This window comes from Stenotrophomonas sp. 2201_Sma, from assembly GCF_056486685.1.
In genome coordinates, this window is the sequence record NZ_CM151329.1 from 2,816,434 (window position 1) to 2,833,744 (window position 17,311).

14 protein-coding genes are annotated in these 17,311 nt (G+C 67.4%); 8 read left to right on the forward strand and 6 right to left on the reverse strand.

Annotated elements, in window-relative coordinates:
• Window positions 1–12 precede the first annotated feature (12 nt).
• The 6 genes from hutI (at window position 13) to ACZLIF_RS13145 (ending at window position 9,121) form a co-directional block, all read left to right on the forward strand.
• Window positions 13–1,236 carry an imidazolonepropionase gene (hutI, locus tag ACZLIF_RS13120; protein ID WP_128987788.1) on the forward strand — a complete coding sequence of 408 codons (1,224 nt, stop codon included), beginning with the start codon at window positions 13–15 and terminating at the stop codon, window positions 1,234–1,236.
• Window positions 1,233–2,774 (forward strand): histidine ammonia-lyase, encoded by a 1,542-nt coding sequence (hutH, locus tag ACZLIF_RS13125; RefSeq protein WP_053515500.1) that lies wholly within the window; start codon window positions 1,233–1,235, stop codon window positions 2,772–2,774. The genes hutI and hutH overlap by 4 nt, the downstream gene beginning before the upstream one ends.
• Window positions 2,771–3,625, forward strand: a complete 855-nt coding sequence (gene hutG / locus ACZLIF_RS13130; protein WP_128987787.1) for an N-formylglutamate deformylase — start codon at window positions 2,771–2,773, stop codon at window positions 3,623–3,625. The genes hutH and hutG overlap by 4 nt, the downstream gene beginning before the upstream one ends.
• Window positions 3,622–5,289 (forward strand): urocanate hydratase, encoded by a 1,668-nt coding sequence (gene hutU, locus ACZLIF_RS13135; RefSeq protein WP_128987786.1) that lies wholly within the window; start codon window positions 3,622–3,624, stop codon window positions 5,287–5,289. The genes hutG and hutU overlap by 4 nt, the downstream gene beginning before the upstream one ends.
• Before the next feature lie 140 nt (window positions 5,290–5,429).
• Entirely contained in the window at window positions 5,430–6,863 is a 1,434-nt protein-coding gene (locus ACZLIF_RS13140) for a serine hydrolase domain-containing protein (RefSeq protein ID WP_128987785.1), read from the forward strand.
• 149 nt (window positions 6,864–7,012) lie between these two features.
• Window positions 7,013–9,121, forward strand: a complete 2,109-nt coding sequence (locus ACZLIF_RS13145) for a TonB-dependent receptor family protein (protein ID WP_128987784.1) — start codon at window positions 7,013–7,015, stop codon at window positions 9,119–9,121.
• 154 nt (window positions 9,122–9,275) lie between these two features.
• Here the strand turns inward: ACZLIF_RS13145 and ACZLIF_RS13150 are convergent, their stop codons facing one another.
• Window positions 9,276–9,656 (reverse strand): VOC family protein, encoded by a 381-nt coding sequence (locus tag ACZLIF_RS13150; protein ID WP_065182888.1) that lies wholly within the window; start codon window positions 9,654–9,656, stop codon window positions 9,276–9,278.
• 44 nt (window positions 9,657–9,700) lie between these two features.
• The gene (locus tag ACZLIF_RS13155; RefSeq protein ID WP_128987783.1) at window positions 9,701–10,282 is read right to left on the reverse strand and encodes a TetR/AcrR family transcriptional regulator; all 582 of its coding nucleotides are present in this window, start codon (window positions 10,280–10,282) and stop codon (window positions 9,701–9,703) included.
• 68 nt (window positions 10,283–10,350) lie between these two features.
• Between ACZLIF_RS13155 and ACZLIF_RS13160 the strand changes: the two genes are divergently transcribed.
• Complete coding sequence (locus ACZLIF_RS13160) at window positions 10,351–10,896, forward strand: thioesterase family protein (RefSeq protein ID WP_128987782.1); 546 nt, start codon at window positions 10,351–10,353, stop codon at window positions 10,894–10,896.
• Between the two features lie 45 nt (window positions 10,897–10,941).
• On the opposite strand, the gene ACZLIF_RS13165 is transcribed toward ACZLIF_RS13160, so the two are convergent.
• Together ACZLIF_RS13165 and ACZLIF_RS13170 are read right to left on the reverse strand one after the other, a co-directional pair.
• A complete protein-coding gene (locus ACZLIF_RS13165; protein WP_128987781.1) occupies window positions 10,942–11,733 on the reverse strand; it encodes an SGNH/GDSL hydrolase family protein in 792 nt (263 codons plus the stop codon).
• A gap of 30 nt (window positions 11,734–11,763) precedes the next feature.
• Window positions 11,764–12,726, reverse strand: a complete 963-nt coding sequence (locus ACZLIF_RS13170) for a DUF2268 domain-containing putative Zn-dependent protease (protein WP_053515484.1) — start codon at window positions 12,724–12,726, stop codon at window positions 11,764–11,766.
• A 138-nt stretch (window positions 12,727–12,864) separates the two neighbouring features.
• On the opposite strand from ACZLIF_RS13170, the gene ACZLIF_RS13175 reads away from it, so the two are divergent.
• A complete protein-coding gene (locus ACZLIF_RS13175; RefSeq protein ID WP_128987780.1) occupies window positions 12,865–13,848 on the forward strand; it encodes a hypothetical protein in 984 nt (327 codons plus the stop codon).
• 123 nt (window positions 13,849–13,971) lie between these two features.
• Here ACZLIF_RS13175 and ACZLIF_RS13180 read toward each other — a convergent pair whose 3' ends face one another.
• The gene (locus tag ACZLIF_RS13180; RefSeq protein WP_478462030.1) at window positions 13,972–14,670 is read right to left on the reverse strand and encodes a hypothetical protein; all 699 of its coding nucleotides are present in this window, start codon (window positions 14,668–14,670) and stop codon (window positions 13,972–13,974) included.
• 159 nt (window positions 14,671–14,829) lie between these two features.
• Window positions 14,830–17,292, reverse strand: a complete 2,463-nt coding sequence (locus ACZLIF_RS13185) for a S9 family peptidase (protein WP_128987778.1) — start codon at window positions 17,290–17,292, stop codon at window positions 14,830–14,832.
• Window positions 17,293–17,311 lie beyond the last annotated feature (19 nt).

A 17,311-nucleotide genomic window follows, 5' to 3' on the forward strand; every position in this document is an offset into this window, starting at 1 on the left:
AGTGTGGATGCCATGCATGTCGATATCCTCTGGTCCAACGTCCATCTGATCACCCTCGACGGTGAGGGCCTGGGTGTCCTCCGTGACGGCGTGCTGGCCTGCGCGGGCGGCCGCATCGTCCACGTCGGCCCCGCCGGCAGCGATGCTCATCTGCAGCCGACCACCCGCATCGACGGCGAAGGCCGCTGGGTCTCGCCCGGCCTGATCGACTGCCACACCCACCTGGTCTACGCCGGCAACCGCGCCAACGAATTCGAGCAGCGCCTGCAAGGTGTGAGCTATGCCGACATCGCCCGCGCGGGCGGCGGCATTGTCTCCACCGTGCGCGCCACCCGCGCCGCAACGCCAGCCCAGCTTGCCGCCGAGAGCCGTCCTCGCCTGCTGGCGATGCGCGCCGAGGGCGTGACCACGATCGAGATCAAGTCCGGCTACGGCCTGACCCTGGACGACGAGCGCAAGCAGCTGCAGGTCGCACGCGCGCTGGGCAAGGAATGCCGGGTGAATGTGGTGCCGACCTTCCTGGGTGCCCATGCGGTTCCCCCGGGCCGCCAGGCGCAGGAGTACATCGACGAGGTCTGCGACGTGATGATTCCGGCCATCGCGGCCGAGGGCCTGGCCGAAGCCGTGGACCTGTTCTGCGAGAACATCGCCTTCTCCCCTGCGCAGGCGCGGCAGGTGTTCGACGCCGCACGCGCGAACGGACTGGCGGTGAAGATCCATGCCGAGCAGTTGAGCAACCAGCACGGCGCAGAGCTTGCCGCCGGCTTCGGCGCGCTGTCGGCCGATCACATCGAACATCTGGATGACGCCGGTATCGCCGCGATGGCGGCGGCCGGCACCGTTGCCGTGCTGCTGCCGGGCGCGTTCTATTTCACCCGCGATACCACCCCGCCGCCGATTGCCGCGCTGCGTGCAGCGGGCGTGCCGCTGGCACTGGCCACCGACAGCAACCCGGGCACCTCGCCACTGACCAGCCCGCTGCTGGCGATGAACATGGGCGCGACCCTGTTCCGCCTGACGGTGGACGAGTGCATCGCCGGCTTCACCCGCGAAGCAGCGCGTGCGCTGGGCCATGGCGACCGCATCGGGCGCCTGGCCGTGGGCATGGACTGCGACCTGGCGATCTGGGACATCGACGCGCCCGCCGACCTGGTCTACCGCATTGGATTCAACCCGCTGCACGCGCGCGTGGTGCGCGGTCAGCCCGACCTGCCTGCCTCCTGGAGCAACACATGAGCAACACCCTGGTTCTTCGCCCCGGCCATGTCACCCTCGCCCAGTGGCGACAGGTCTATCGCGGTGCGCCGCTTGCGCTGGATCCGGCGGCGCTGCCGGTGGTACGCGCCAGTGCCGCCGCCGTGGCAGCCATCGTCGCCAAGGGTGCGCCGGTGTACGGCATCAATACCGGCTTCGGCAAGCTGGCCAGCGTGCGCATCGAGCGCGAAGACCTGGCCACGCTGCAGCGGAACATCGTTCTGTCGCACGCCGCAGGCGTGGGTGAGCCGATGCCCGCCAGCGTGGTGCGGCTGATGATGGCGCTGAAGCTGGTCAGCCTGGCCCAGGGGGCTTCCGGTGTGCGCGAGGAGACGCTGCTGCTGCTGGAGGCGATGCTGGTCAAGGGCGTGTTGCCGGTGGTGCCGGCGCAGGGCTCGGTCGGCGCATCGGGTGACCTCGCACCGCTTTCGCACCTGGCCAGTGTGATGCTGGGCGTGGGCGAAGCCTTCATCGGCGATGAGCGGCTGCCGGCCCGGGACGCACTGGCGCGGGCCGGCCTGCAGCCGGTTGAACTGGGCGCAAAGGAAGGCCTGGCCCTGCTCAATGGCACCCAGTTCTCCACCGCCTATGCACTGGCCGGCCTGTTCGAGATCGAGACCGTGTTCCAGGCCGCGCTGGTCACCGGCGCACTGTCGGTGGAAGCGGCGAAGGGATCGGATACACCGTTCGATCCGCGCATCCATGCCATTCGTGGCCAGCGCGGACAGATCGCCACGGCCGCCACGCTGCGCACGCTGATGCAGGACTCGGGCATCCGTGAATCGCATCGCGACAACGACGTGCGGGTGCAGGATCCGTATTGCCTGCGCTGCCAGCCGCAGGTGATGGGTGCGGCACTGGACATCCTGCGCCAGGCCGCCACCACGCTGGAAATCGAAGCCAACGGCGTGTCCGACAATCCGCTGGTGTTCACCGACACCGGCGAGGCGCTGTCCGGCGGCAACTTCCACGCCGAGCCGGTGGCCTTCGCGGCCGACATGCTGGCGATGGCGGTGTGCGAGATCGGTTCGATCAGCGAACGCCGCCTGGCCATGCTGGTGGATCCGGCACTGTCCGGCCTGCCGGCTTTCCTGACCCCGCGCCCCGGCCTGAATTCCGGCTTCATGATTCCGCAGGTGACCGCCGCCGCGCTGGTGTCCGAGAACAAGCAGCGGGCCTATCCGGCCAGTGTGGATTCGATCCCGACCTCGGCCAACCAGGAAGACCACGTGTCCATGGCCGCACACGGTGCGCGCCGGTTGATGCAGATGGCCGAGAACGCGGCCAATGTGATCGGCATCGAACTGCTGGCCGCCGCACAGGGCTGTGACTTCCATGCGCCGCTGCGCTCCAGCGCTGCCCTGGAGAACGTGCGCGCCACCCTGCGCGCGCAGGTGCCGACCCTGCAGGACGACCGCTACTTCCACCCGGACATGGTGGTTGCCACCTCGCTCGTGCGCAGCGGCGCGCTGGCACGGGGCCTGGAAGCTGTCCTGCCGACCGTGGAGCCGCAGGCATGAATGCCCACCCCGAATGGCTGACGGTGCACGAGGGCGATGCCCCGCTGATCGTCAGCTTCCCGCATACCGGCAGCGAGCTGCCGCACGATCTGATCGGCGACTATCACTCGCCGTGGCTGGCGCGTCGCGACGCCGACTGGTGGGTGCACGAACTGTACGACTTCGCACGCGGCATGGGCGCGACCACCGTGCGGTCGGCGATCTCGCGTTCGGTGATCGATCTCAACCGCGATCCCAGCGGGGTATCGCTGTACCCGGGCCAGAACACCACCGGCCTGTGCCCGCTGACCACCTTCGACAACCAGCCGCTGTACCACACCGGGCGCGAGCCGGACGAAGCGGAGATCGCGCGCCGTCGGGACACCTATTTCGCGCCTTACCACGACGCGCTGGCCGCGCAGATCGCGCGGCTGCGCGCACGTCACGGCACGGTGGTGGTGTATGACGCGCACTCGATCCGCTCGCACATTCCACACCTGTTCGACGGTGAACTGCCGCAGTTCAATCTCGGCACCGCCGGTCCGTCCGGCGCACCGGATACCTCCTGCGACAACGCACTGAGCGACGTGGTGGAGAACCTGCTGAAGATCAGCGGCATGAGCCAGGTGCGCAACGGCCGCTTCAAGGGCGGCTGGATCACCCGCCACTACAGCAACGTGGCCGGCGGCGTGCACAGCCTGCAGATGGAGCTGGCCTGTCGCGGCTACATGCACGAACCCCTGCCGGACCAGGTGGACGAGCACAGCTGGCCCACCCCGCTCGACCCCGACCACGCCGCACCGCTGCGCCACACCCTGGCGCAGGTGCTCAATGCCTGCCTTGAATTTGCTACGAACCGGAGCGCCGCATGACCCGCAACGACCCGTCCCGCACCCTTGCCGCACCGACCGGCACCACGCTCAACGCCAAGAGCTGGCTGACCGAAGCACCGCTGCGCATGCTGATGAACAACCTGCATCCGGACGTGGCCGAACGGCCGCAGGAACTGGTGGTGTACGGCGGCATCGGCCGCGCCGCGCGCGACTGGGAGAGCTTCGATGCCATCGTCGAAACGCTCAAGCGCCTGGACGATGACCAGACCCTGCTGGTGCAGTCGGGCAAGCCGGTGGGCGTGTTCCGCACGCATGCCGATGCGCCGCGCGTGCTGATCGCCAACTCCAACCTGGTGCCGCGCTGGGCCAACTGGGACCACTTCAACGAGCTGGATAAGAAGGGCCTGGCCATGTACGGCCAGATGACCGCCGGCAGCTGGATCTACATCGGCGCCCAGGGCATCGTGCAGGGCACCTACGAGACGTTCGTGGAAATGGGCCGCCAGCACTTCGGCGGCGATCTCACCGGCAAGTGGTTGTTCACCGGCGGCCTGGGCGGCATGGGCGGCGCTCAGCCGCTGGCGGCAGTGATGGCGGGTGCGTCCTGCCTGGCGGTCGAGTGCCGCAGGAGCAGCATCGACATGCGCCTGCGCACCGGCTACCTGGACACCTGGACCGACAACCTGGACGAAGCCCTGCGCCTGATCGATGAAGCCTGCAAGGCGGGCACGCCGAAATCGGTGGGCCTGCTCGGCAACGTTGCCGATGTGCTGGCCGAACTGCTCAAGCGCGGCGTGAAGCCGGACCTGCTGACCGACCAGACCTCCGCGCACGACCCGGTGAACGGCTACCTGCCGCAGGGCTGGACCGTCGAACAATGGGACGAGAAGCGGGTTTCCGCGCCGAAGGAAGTGGAAAAGGCCGCGCGTGCCTCGATGGCCAACCACATCCGCGCCATGCTCGGCTTCTACGCGCTGGGCGTGCCGACCGTCGATTACGGCAATAACCTGCGGCAGATGGCGCTGGAAGAAGGCGTGGCCAATGCCTTCGATTTCCCCGGCTTCGTCCCGGCCTACATCCGTCCGCTGTTCTGCCGCGGCATCGGCCCGTTCCGCTGGGCCGCGCTGAGTGGCGATCCGGAAGACATCGCCAAGACCGACGCCAAGGTGAAGGAACTGATTCCGGACAACCCGCACCTGCACCGCTGGCTGGACATGGCCGCCGAGAAGATCAAGTTCCAGGGTCTGCCGGCGCGCATCTGCTGGGTGGGCCTGGGTGACCGTGATCGGCTGGGGCTGGCCTTCAACGAAATGGTCGCCAACGGTGAGCTGAAGGCGCCGGTGGTGATCGGCCGCGACCACCTGGACAGCGGCAGCGTCGCTTCGCCGAACCGCGAAACCGAAGCCATGGCCGACGGCTCCGACGCAGTCTCCGACTGGCCGCTGCTGAACGCGCTGCTCAACACCGCCAGCGGTGCGACCTGGGTGTCGCTGCACCACGGCGGCGGCGTGGGCATGGGCTTCTCGCAGCACGCCGGCATGGTCATCGTCTGCGATGGCACCGAGGCGGCCGCCAAGCGCATCGGTCGTGTGCTGTGGAACGACCCGGCCACCGGCGTGATGCGCCACGCGGATGCGGGGTATGACATCGCGATCGAGTGCGCGAAGGAGAAGGGGCTGGATCTGCCGGGAATCCTGGGCTGATCGTGACCCGGGTGTCGCCGGGCATGGCCCGGCGCTACCGGTGGCGGTACCTGCGACGCCGGGCATGGCCCGGCGCCATGCGCTTGACCCCGCCCCCGCCGCTGACCAAGATGCGCCATCGCCACTGACGGATCATCGCGATGTACCGCGCCCTTGCCGCGCTCTTCTGTGCCTTGACCGTTGCCCTGCCTGCTCTGGCGGGAGATGTTCGCAACGATCTGCCGACCCGGATGGATGCGCAGTTGCAGGCCAACCGCGAACGCTATGGCATCGCCGGCCAGGCGGTACTGGTCGCACACAACGGCCAGGTGCTGTACCAGGGCGCCAGCGATGAACGTGATCCCGCTACCCATTCACCGGCCACCGTCGATACCATCTTCGCCGCGCAGTCGATGGCCAAGCTGCTGACCAGCACGCTGGTGATGCAGCTGGTCGATGAGGGCAAGGTGGATCTGGATGCACCCGCCAGCCGCTATGTGCTGGACTTGCCCGCAGCATGGCAGGCGATCCGTGTGCGTGATTTCCTCAACCACAGCTCCGGTATCGGCGAGTACTACGAGCGGGTGGACAACCGCTGGGTGAGCAAGGGCTACACCGGTGTGGCGCCAGATCTTGCCGCTGCACTGAAGGTGGCCGGCGCGGCACCGATGCAGTTCGCCACCGGAAGCCGCGTGCAGTACACGCAGGCCAACTATCTGGTGCTGACCGCATTGCTGCAAACGCATTACGGCAGGCCCTACCCGGCGATCGCCCACGAACGCATCCTGCAGCCGTTGAAGATGGCCAGCACCTCGTGGGGTGTCGCCAGCGTGCCAGCCCAGCGCGCGGCCGTGCCGTACATCGGCAAGGATGGGCAGCTGCAGCCGGCCAACGAAGACCCGTGGCCGGACTACGGCTGGGGCCATGCCGATCTGCAGACCAGCGTGGGCGACATGAACCGTTTCCTGCAGGCGCTGGCCACCGGCAAGCTGCTGCGTACGGCAACACTGGAAAAGCTCTGGCAGCCGCAGAGGCTGACCGATGGCCGCAGCAATTTCTTCTCCACCGGCTGGGATACCACGCGCAGCGATGGCTACACCCAGGTCGGTCATGATGGTGGCACCCGCGTGCGCGCGCGGCTGGCGTACAAGGACACCCTGGCCAGCGGCTACTGGCTGTTCGTGTACCTCACCAACGGCAGCGCCCGCAACGTCTGGTCGAGCACCCTGGTGGAGAGCACGATGGCCATCGCCGCACCCAAGGTGTTTCCGCACGCTGCGCTGTCCGAACGCCTGATTGCCTATGCGTTGGACGATGACGCAGGGGCTGCACAGGCAATGCGGGCCTGGCTGCGCGACGACCACGGCATCACCGGCAGCGAGCTGGAACGTGCGATCAACAGCGATGGCTATGGCATCCGCGAGAGCCTGGGCGCGCGCAGGGCGTTGAAGGTATTTGCACTCAACACCGCGCTGTATCCGCAGTCGGCCAACGCCTGGGACAGCCTGGCCGAATGCCACGCCGCGCTGGGCGAGAAGGAAGCGGCTGATCGGCTGTACGCGAAGGCCAAGGCGCTGGCGAAACCGTCTTTGTAGAGCCGAGCCGATGCTCGGCTCCGTAAAAAAAGCAGCCGAGCATGGGCTCGGCTCTACAGGTGCACCAGCCCCATACGCCGGTGATGGGTGACGTGGCGCCGCCGACCTGTTAACTTGCGCGCCACTTTCGTGGTTTACAGCATTTCCGCATGTCGCTCGCGCCGTACCGCCCTACCCCGTCGCTGCTGTTCCTGGCCGTCTCGTTTGGCCTGGCCTCGACCGCCCAGGCCGCCCCGCAGGCCACCACCCTTGATGCCGTGCAGGTCACTGCGGCCGATGCCAGCGCACAGGCACGCGAAGCGCTGAAGCGCGTACCCGGCGCCAGCAACGTCATCGACGTGGCCGAGGCCGACAGCCGACTGGCCAGCAGTGCCGATGTGCTGGCCTTCCAGCCGGGCATCAGCGCGCAGTCGCCCGGCAACGAAGGCACCAAGGTCTCGATCCGTGGCTCGGGCATCAATCGCGGCCCGGGCGCACATGCCTCGGGCATCGCCGTATCGATCGACGGCCTGCCGTTGACCGGCCCCGGCGGCACGCCCTACGAACTGCTGGAACCGCTGTGGCTGTCGCGGGTAGAGGTGCTGCGCGGGGCCAACGGCTTCGAGCGCGGTGCGCTGGCCCTGGGGGGCGCGATCAACTACGTCAGCCGCAGCGGCCGTGATTCGGCCGGCATGCAGCTGCACTACGAAGCGGGCAGCCGTGGCTACCAGAAACGCGGCATCAGCTGGGGCGGTGTCAACGGCGATCTCGATTACTTCCTGGCCTACACCGATACCGAGTTCGATGGTTATCAGCGCCATGCGCGCGGCGACGGCAAGGGCGCGATGGCCAACATCGGCTGGCAGATCACGCCCGACCTGCAGACGCGTTTCTTCGTTCGCTACCGCGAAACCAATCACGAAACGCCCGGTCGCTTGACCCGCGATCAGATCCGCAACGATCCGCGAGCCGCGAACGCAGCCAACCTGGCCATCGATGCGCGCCGCCCGCAGCCGGGCAGTACCTGGGTCGGTAATGTCACCACGCTGCAGATCGACGAGGATTCTTCGCTGCAGGCCGGGCTGGTCTATCACACGTATCCGATGGACTTGAACGAGAGCCTGTACCGCCAGCAGCTTGACTACGCCAACCTCAACGCCACGCTGGACTACCACCACCGCCACCGGCTGTTCGGCCTGGACAGCCAAACCACGATCGGTCTGCGCGTCACCCACGATCTGGACGCCGATGTGCGCGAGTCGCTGCGCTTTGCCAGCAACGGCTATGCCGCCGGTACGCGCACGCGTGACTTCCGCCACCACGGCACCGACAGCACACTGCACGTCGGCAATACCCTCGCCTTCAATGACCGCCTGCGCATGCAGACCGGGCTGGCACTGATCAACACCCGCCGCGATGTGCAGGTGACCTGGCCGAGCAGTGGCGGCCGCCTGCGCGACCACGACTGGGACTACGCGCCGCGACTGGGCTTCACCTGGCAGCACAGCGCGCAGACCCAGTGGTTCGGCAACCTCAGCCGGTCGGTTGAAGCGCCACACCCGTGGTCGATGATCTGGGGCTCGAACCAATACTTCGGGCCGGGCAATGGACCGTCCAGCGGCCGCCAGCGCGCGCCGGTGCCGATGCAGAACCAGACCGCCACCACGCTGGAACTGGGCGCGCGCGGTAACGCGGCGCTGGGTCGCTGGGAACTGACCGGCTACTACGCGCACGTAAACCACGAACTGCTCAGTGTCGAACTGCAACCGGTGCCGAACCTGTTCATCGCCGAGAACAACGCCAGCCCCACCGTGCACCGTGGCATCGAAGCCGGTCTGGACAGCACGCTGTGGCAGGCCGCGCCGGGGCGCCTGTCGTTGCGCCAAGCGTACACCTTCAGTGATTTCCGTTACCGCCACGACGCTCGCTTCGGCAGCAACCGCCTGCCGGGCCTGCCGCGCCACAGCTACCAGGCCGAGCTGCGCTTCGATCATGCCTCCGGCCTGTACGCCGCGCTGAACACCGAATACGCCTCGCGCATCGCGGTGGACTACGCCAACAGCTACTGGGCCGACAGCCACGTGATATTCGGCAGCCGCATCGGCTACGACGCACCCGGTGGCCGCTGGCAGGCGTGGGCGGAGATGCGCAACCTCGGCAACCGCCACTACGCGGCCACGGTCACACCGGGCTACGACGACGCCGGCAAGGATGTCGCCCGCTCCACGCCTGGCGAAGGCCGGGGCATCTATGCAGGCGTGCGCTGGCGTTTCGATTGATCGCCCCGGGCGGCGCCGGGTGTGATCCGGCGTCGTCGTTTCAGCCACTTCGACGACGTACCCGGCAGCGTCCCACCGCGCGAACCATCGCTGGCGTGAGCTGCTGCGTGCGCTTGTGCTTGTCAGCGTGCGGGCGCCGAAACACCTGGCTGCGTCACTCCGGCCGCGCCTTGGTCACCGCTTCGATGCGATGGCCATCGGGATCGACCACGAACGCCGCGTAGTAGAAGTCTCCGTAATCGGGGCGCGGCCCGGGCGCACCGTTGTCAGCGCCCCCGTTGGCCACGGCGGCTGCGTGGAAGGCATCCACGGCCGCTGCCGAGTCCGCGGCAAACGCTACGTGGAAACCGGGACCCGGCGCTGCGGCGTCATCACGCAGCTTCAGGCACAGCGCATCCTCATCATCGACCACCCCATAACCGATCGCGGTCTCGTCCTCGAAGACCCGGCGAAACCCAAGCGTGGCGAGTGCGGCATCGTAAAAGCGGCCTGCGGCATCGAGGTCACGGACGCCGAGGGAGAGGTGGTGCAACATGGGGACGTCCTTGCCGGGCACGCAGCAGCGCGTTCGCGTTGATTCTAGCGCGCAGGTGGCGCGACAGCCCTGAGCAGCTGCGCGGCGACCTGGTCAAACGGAGCGATATCCTGCAGCGCGCGGCACATCGCCACCGCGCCTTCCACGCTGGCAATCACCAGGCTGGCCAGCTCACCCGCAGCGGCTGGCGCATGTCCTTCGGCGACGAGCGCCGTGGCGAGATGATCGTGCCAGCGCACGAACACCTCGGCAGCTGCCGCGCGGGGCTGGCTCGGCACTGCGTCCATCGGCTCCTCAACGGCAGCGGCCAGCACCGGGCAACCCGCGCGGAACCCGGAGCGCAGCAGGCGCTCGCGCCACATCGCCAGGAACTGCTGCAGGCCCTGCACTGCGCCGCCCTTCAGCAGCGCCACCAGCAGCGCTTCCACCTTGTCGCCGGCCATAAGCGTGGCGCGCGCCAGCAGCTCCTGCTTGCCGCCGGGAAAGTGATGGTAGGTGGAACCCAGCGGCGCGTCGGCCAGCTTGGTCACTTCACGGATGCTGGTTGCATTCAGCCCGACCCGAGCCAGCATCTGCGCGGCGGCATCGATCACGCGCTGGGGAGCGTCGGAAGTTCGCGGACTCATGGCTGCGCCTTGCTAAGACAGTCGTCATAGACTAGCGTACCGTCGATTCTATAACACTCGTAATAATCATGAATCTCTGGTTCCGCCTGCTCCATCTGCTGCTGTGCAGTCTGTTCCGGCCCAGGCTGGAGGCGCCTTTCGGCGTGTCGCGGCTGCAGTTCCGGGTGCTGCCCAACGACCTGGACAGCAACCTGCACATGACCAACGGCCGCTACTGGAACATCTTCGATCTGGGCCGGTTGGACCTGATCCTGCGCATGGGCCTGGGCAAGGTGGCGCTGCGCGAGAAATGGGCGCCGATCGTCGGCGCCGGCACCATCCAGTTCCGCCGCGAGCTCCGGCCATTCCAGCACTTCACCCTGGAAACACGCCTGGCCGGCTGGGTCGGCACGCGCGTGATCATGGAGCAGCGCGTGCTGGTCGGCGACGGCCAGAAGATCGCCACGCGCGCCCTGCTGGTCACCGGCATCTATGATCGCCGCGCGCGTGCATTCGTGGGCATGCAGCAGATGATGGACGCCATCGGTTCGCCGTTGCCGCCCTCCCCCGCGCTCAGCGCCGCCGCCGAAGCTCTGCTGGCTGCCGACGCCGCGCTGAAGCGCGACGACGACTGAGTTCCCGCCATCACGTCCCGACCTGCGGCATGTTCCGGCCGACCATCACCGAGCGGCGCGCCTCGCCAGCGCCTGATCGATCGCAGCCTCGGCCAGCGGTGCCATCACCGCGTAGCCTTTCGTGGTGGGATGCACGCCGTCGCCGGCCAGGTCGGCATCCAGACCGCCCTGCGCGTTGGCCAACGGCGTGTGGTAATCCAGGTAGACCAGCTGTTGTTCGTCGGCATGGCGTTTCAGTGCACGGTTCAATGCGCGTACCTTCGCGGCGGGCTCGATACCAGGCATCCAGGGGTACTCGCTGACCGGCAGCACCGAGGCCAGCACCACGCTGATGCCCTGCGCTTTCGCCAGCGCCACCATCGCCTGCACGTTGTCCTCGATCATTGCCTGCGTGGCCTGGCCGGTATTGCCGGCGATATCGTTGGTGCCGGCCAGGATCACCACCACCTGGGGATGCAGCGCAAGCACATCCTGCGGGAAGCGAACCAGCATCTGCGCCGTGGTCTGGCCCCCGATGCCACGATTGAGATACCCCTTGCCGGGGAAGAAGGCGGCACTGCCCTCAGCCCCCCAGCCCTCGGTGATCGAGTCGCCGTAGAACACCACGCGTGGCTGTCCGGGCCGGGCAGCAGGCAGTGCTGCGTTGGCGTCACGATAGCGCTGCAGCTGTGGCCAATCCGCCAGACGCTGCTGCATGAAACGGACTTCGTCCGGCCGCAGCTGCTCCACTGGCCGTGTCAGCAGCGGGTTGATGGCGGGTGCCTCGGCCCCTTTCACACCGCCGGTCATCGCCAATGCCAGCGCGATGGCGCCGGCCGTCAAAGCAGGAATGCGCATGCCGATCTCCCGTAGCGTTCTGTTCCGCACTCAGCGTGCCGCAGCGCGCGCGGCCACGCCAGTCACCTTCGCCGGCATCCACATGCCCGGCGTCCAGCCACTGGCCGCCAGGATCGCCTTCGGATCGTCCTGTTCGATCAGGGCGCGTACCGCTTCGCGCTTGTCCCTGGCCTGCAGGTAGTACGCCTTGGCGATGCGGTAGCCCACCCAGTAGCCCAGATCGTAGGGCGCGTCGGAACCGGGCGTGTAGTTGTACAGCCAGGGCGACAGATCGGTACTGTCCAGGTCCAGCGCGAATGCACTTTCGATGTGCACTTCCCTGCCCCGCGTCCATGCCGCGTGGCGTCCGTTGCCGACGTTGCCGGAAACCAGTTCGGTGATGAACTCGGCAACGCCTTCGGCCAGTGACAGGCGCAGCACCGTCGCACGCGGATCGCCCTGCTCGAAATCGATCGCACCGGTCTGCTGGATGTGCACGTACTCGTGCGCGATCACATGCACGAAGCGGTCCTGCACATTGGGGTTCATGAAGTCAGCCGCGCAAAGGGCTTCCAGCCCGATCAGCACGCCCCCCGGATGGGTCAGCCCGACCGGGCGGCCGCGCCCGACCATGATCGCGACCGGTGGAAACCTCGCCTGCGGATAGATCGCCTGCAGATTGGCAAACACCTGCACCAGCCGCTGGCGTACCGCAGGCAGTTCATCCAGGCAGGTCCGGCCGTTGGCGTACATCGCAGGGTCGCGACGCATGGCGTCGGCGATGCGCTCGGCGGTGACCCGTCGCCGGCTCGCGAACTCGCCCAGGCTGGGCGTCCCTTCGGCCAGGTACTGCGCCAACTGGGCGACGCTGGGCTGGCCATCGGTTGTGTCGTAAAGGGCATAGAAGCGGCTGGCGTCGGAAATCAGGATCTCGGGCCCGGGCGCTGCACCATGGGCCACGCCGGCCGTCCCGGCCAGCGCCAGGGCAAGCAGGCCACGCAGGGAAACGAACATCGATCCGTCCTTGGTGGAGACAATGCCAGGCAGGCAATCTATCACTGCGTCCCCTTCGCCGCAGCAGGCGGGTGCGGCCGTTACGCCCCTGTGCCAGACTCACCTCGGCATCTGCCATGGATGATGGCGCACCGCACGATGATGATCGTTCCCGCGTACTGGGCCGAAGCCCGCCTGCAGGCCCGTTTCCGCGGACGGCCGGTGGTCGTGCGTCGCTTCGGATGGTCCGACACAACCCCTGCCGACGCCCAGGCACACGCCGAGCGCCGGGCCAACGAAGCGCTCAATGCCATCCTCGCCGGGCAGGCACTGCCGCGCCGCGAGGTCCGCAGCAACTACGGCGTGGAAGGCGTGCCGATCCGCGAGCAGATCGTGCAGCGCGATGGCGGCGTGGTGATCACCCGCAACAGCTACGGTGCGCTGTGCCTGAACACTCCGGACGTCCTGTTCGCCGACATTGACCACCCGCAACCACCGGCAGGATGTGTGATGCCCGTCGTCATCACGGCAACCCTGCTGCCCGCCGTTGCCCTCATCGGCACCCTGCTCTGGCACTGGCTGGTGGGGCTGGTACTGGGCGTGGCAGCCGTGGCGCTGGTGAATACCGCGATGCTGACGCAACGCAGGCGTCGCCTGGCCGCTGCCGGTGGCGCCGAGGGCGTGGCCCTGCGGCGGGTCGCGGACTTCAGCAGGCAGCATCCGGACTGGCATCTGCGCGCGTACCGGACGCCGGCCGGGCTGCGGATACTGGCCATGCATGCCACGTTCTCCCCCGGCGACGAGGCGCTGCAGGCGTTCTTCAACGCACTGGGCGCCGACACGCTGTACGCGCGCATGTGCCGGCTGCAGCACTGCTTCCGGGCCCGGCTGACACCCAAACCATGGCGTGTCGGCCTGAAGTACCGCATCCGCCCGCCCGCCGCCGCGTGGTCGGCCGAACAGGCCGACAATCCGGACCGACTGGCCTGGATTACGGAGTATGAAAGCAAGAGTGACGGCTTCGCCGCCTGCGCCTATCTGCGCAGCTTCGGCGACACCACCCGGGTACATGCCAGGGCCGAGCATGTGTGCGACCTGCATGATCGCCTTTCGCACGCGCAGGACCGCCTGCCACTGGCGTGAGCGCGGATGCCCAGGCAGCGCTCTCCACGGACAACTTCCCTGCTGGGGCGCCTGTCCGGCCGCACCGCGATCGACCTGTCGCTGTCGAGTCTGCACCGTTGATCGCAGAGCATCCGTGGATGATCAATCTGCGGTTTCCTTACGCAGCGTCCCACAACGCAGCGCCTCCTGGGCAATGTCGTCTCGTAATCTGTTCTGCAACCAGCTGATCCTGAAACGTTCGCGGCTGGGTTCCCCCGCAGGCAGCAGCGCCATCAGTGCATCGCTCAACGCCGGACGCCACTGCTCCTGCGCGCCTGCCAGAACGTGCTGGTCGAAGTTCGTCGATGACACGCGCTTCCATGGCAGCATCATTGCGTACTGGGAAGTGGACACCAGCACGGTTTCCGGGCGGCCCGGACGGCTTACGACCACGGTCATGCTGGGATGGTCGTCAGTCCAGAGGCCGCGGAAATGCGCTGCAACGCGCTCCTGTAGACCTTGCCCGGCCAGCGCCCGGCGTGCCCAGGCCTGCTGCTGGGCGAACGAGCATCTGGCCGGCGGCGTGCTGCGCAACTGTGGATCCAGCGTCAGCATGGTGGACCGGCCCAGCCGCGAAGCGATCAGATCCACCGTAGCATCCCGGGTCAACGGCGCTGCCTGCAGCGCAGCCTCGAACGCTGACATCGCGCCGAACGGCAGCAGCTCCGGCACCCGCGGTTGCACGTCGGGCGCGTCAACCACCTGTACGCGGGTGGTCACGCCGTAGGCATCGCGCCGGATGACCCAGCGCTCAGATACGGAACCCCAGCCAGACCAGTCGTACGTGACGTGCACGCTCATCGGCCGCTGGACCGCCATGGCCACAGGAGAAACCAACAGCGGAGCGAGCGCCAACATCCATGCCTTCATGTGACTTCCCCGGCTCTGTACTACAGCAGCCGACCATGGCTCGGCTCCACAGGATGCAGGAAGGCCGCCCGAGGGCGGCCTTTCCATTCCTCACTTGGCGTTCTTCACGTAGGTGTCGAACCAGTTGAGCATCTCCGCCACCAGCTGCTCGTTCGACTCCAGCGCCGTATACCAGTGCGGCTCGTTCGGCAGCATCACCAGGCGGGTGGTGCCGCCGTTGCCACGGATCGCCTGGTACAGCTTGCGCGACTGGAACGGCTCGGTACCCGGATTGGCATCGTCCTCGCCATGCACCAGCAGCAGCGGCAGCTTGATCTTGTCGGCGTAGAAGAACGGCGATGCCTTCAGGTAGACATCCTGTGCCTGCCAGACCGAACGCCGCTCGTTCTGGAATCCGAACGGAGTGAAGGTCTTGTTGTAGGAGCCGCTGGTCGCCACGCCCGCCTTGAACAGGGTGGTATGCGCGATCAGGTTCGCGGTCATCAGGCCGCCGTGGCTGTGGCCGGTGACGCCGATCCGGTTGCGATCCACCACGCCCATGTCGACGGCCTTGTCCACGGCCGCCTTGGCATCGGCTTCCAACTGCTCCAGGTAGGTGTCGTAGGCGTTCCTGGGATCACCGACAATCGGGAACGAGGCATTGTCGATGATCGCGTAGCCGGCCAGCAGCATCAGGCGGTACGGCTGCAGGCGGGTGAACGTCTGCTGCGAACCGGAGACCTGCCCGGCCTGCGCGGCATTGGCGAAGTCTGCCGGATAGGCGTAGAGGATGGCTGGCACGCGCTGGCCTTCCCGGTAGCCGGGCGGCGTGTACAAGGTGAACGACAGGTCCACGCCGTCGGCGCGCTTGTAGGTCACCAGCTGCTTCTTGATCTGCCGCACTTCAGGCGTGGGGTCGACCAGCTTCGTCAGCGCCGTCGCGGTGGAGGTGTACTGCGCCTCGCCCTGCTTGGCGTCCGCCACCGCATCGCCCTGCTGGCGCAGGAAGGCGTTCGGCGGGTCCATCACCGACTGGTGCCACGTCAGGTAGCGGCCCGGCGTATTGCTGAAGCCCAGGAACTGCTCGTAGGCATCGGCATCGCTGCGGAACAGGCGCTCACTCTTCAGTGTGGACAGGTCCAGACGGTCCAGGAACGGGCGATCCCCCTGCGGCGAAGCGCCCTGCCCGCGCAGGAACACGTACGTCCCTTCCTGCCGCACCACCGGTGCGCCATTGGGCAGGCGCTTGAACACCAGGTTGCCCGGATCGCCGTACAGCTCGTCGCTGGACATGTCCCACAACAGGCGGCCCTCCTGCCGCGGCTTGTCCACATCGACGATGCGGGTCTGCACCCAGTGCCGGTTCTCGTCATTCTCGAACTGGAACGACACGGCCGGGTCCGCCGTCCAGGCAATGCCTTCGAAGCGCTGCGCGGTACGCGCGATCTCCACCGGCTTGCCGGTGAACGGCGCCTTGAGCATGAGCACGCGGTCACGGTGCGGCACACTCACTTTCCAGTCGCCCTTGTCCAGTGCTTCGGCATACACCAGCGTCGCCGGATCGGTGGAGCGCCAGTCGAAACCGCGCGGCCCCTCCGGCACGCCGTGCACCGGCACGCGGTCGGCCAACGGCAGGCGGGCGATGGTGGTCGTGCGCCCACTGCTGACATCCAGTACCGCGACGTCGTTGGCGAACCGCTGGTAGGTAACCGCATGCGAGAACGGTGGCTTGATCGACTCGGTCAGCACATGCACGCCGTCTGGCGCCGCACTGACATCGTTGTAGATGGCCGGCTGGCCGACCGTTCGCACGGTGCCCGCCGCGGTATCCACCACCGCCAGCTGCGAGGCCCCGTAGTAGGCGAACAACGCTTCATCATGCACGCTGGTCAGCGTGTCGCGTGCCTCGTAGGTGCTGCTCTCGCCACTGCTGCCGAGCGACTCCTGTGCATCGGGTCCGGTCGGCACGCCGCCATTGGACGGCGCCGGCCCCTGGTTGGCCGGTACCAGCTTCACCAGCAGTGTCTGGCTGCCACCCAGCCACTGCACGGTGCTGCCGAAAATCGGGTTCAACTGGACGTTCGGTACCTGCTTGACCTGACCGGTGGCGGCATCGCCCACCCACAGCTGCACGCTGGTCTCGACCGCATTCTGGAACGCGAAGTGGCTGCCGTCGGCCGACCACAGCGCGCCACCGGCACAGCCCTGCGGCAGGTTGACCCGGGTCTCCTTGCCGCTACCGATCTCGACCAGGGTGAAGTCGGCCACGCAGGCCGGTATGCCATAGCCTCCGGGCGTGTCATGACGGCTGCGGTTCTTCGGCTCCAGGCGCACGCCGGCCAGTTTCAGGTAGGGCTGCGCCACCCGGCTGATCGACGGATAGGTCTGCGCGGTGGTCAGCAACAGACGCTGGCCACTGGGGTCCACGTTCGGCATTGGCGGCGGCGGTGCCTTCAGCACCTTCAGCAGATGCTCCGGCGGCTTGGCATAGTCGGCCCATGCCGGGCCTGCAGACAACAGCGTGACGGCAACGACGGCAATGGCAGCCGCCAGAGAGGTACGACGGATGAGCATCCTTATCCCCTGGTAGTGT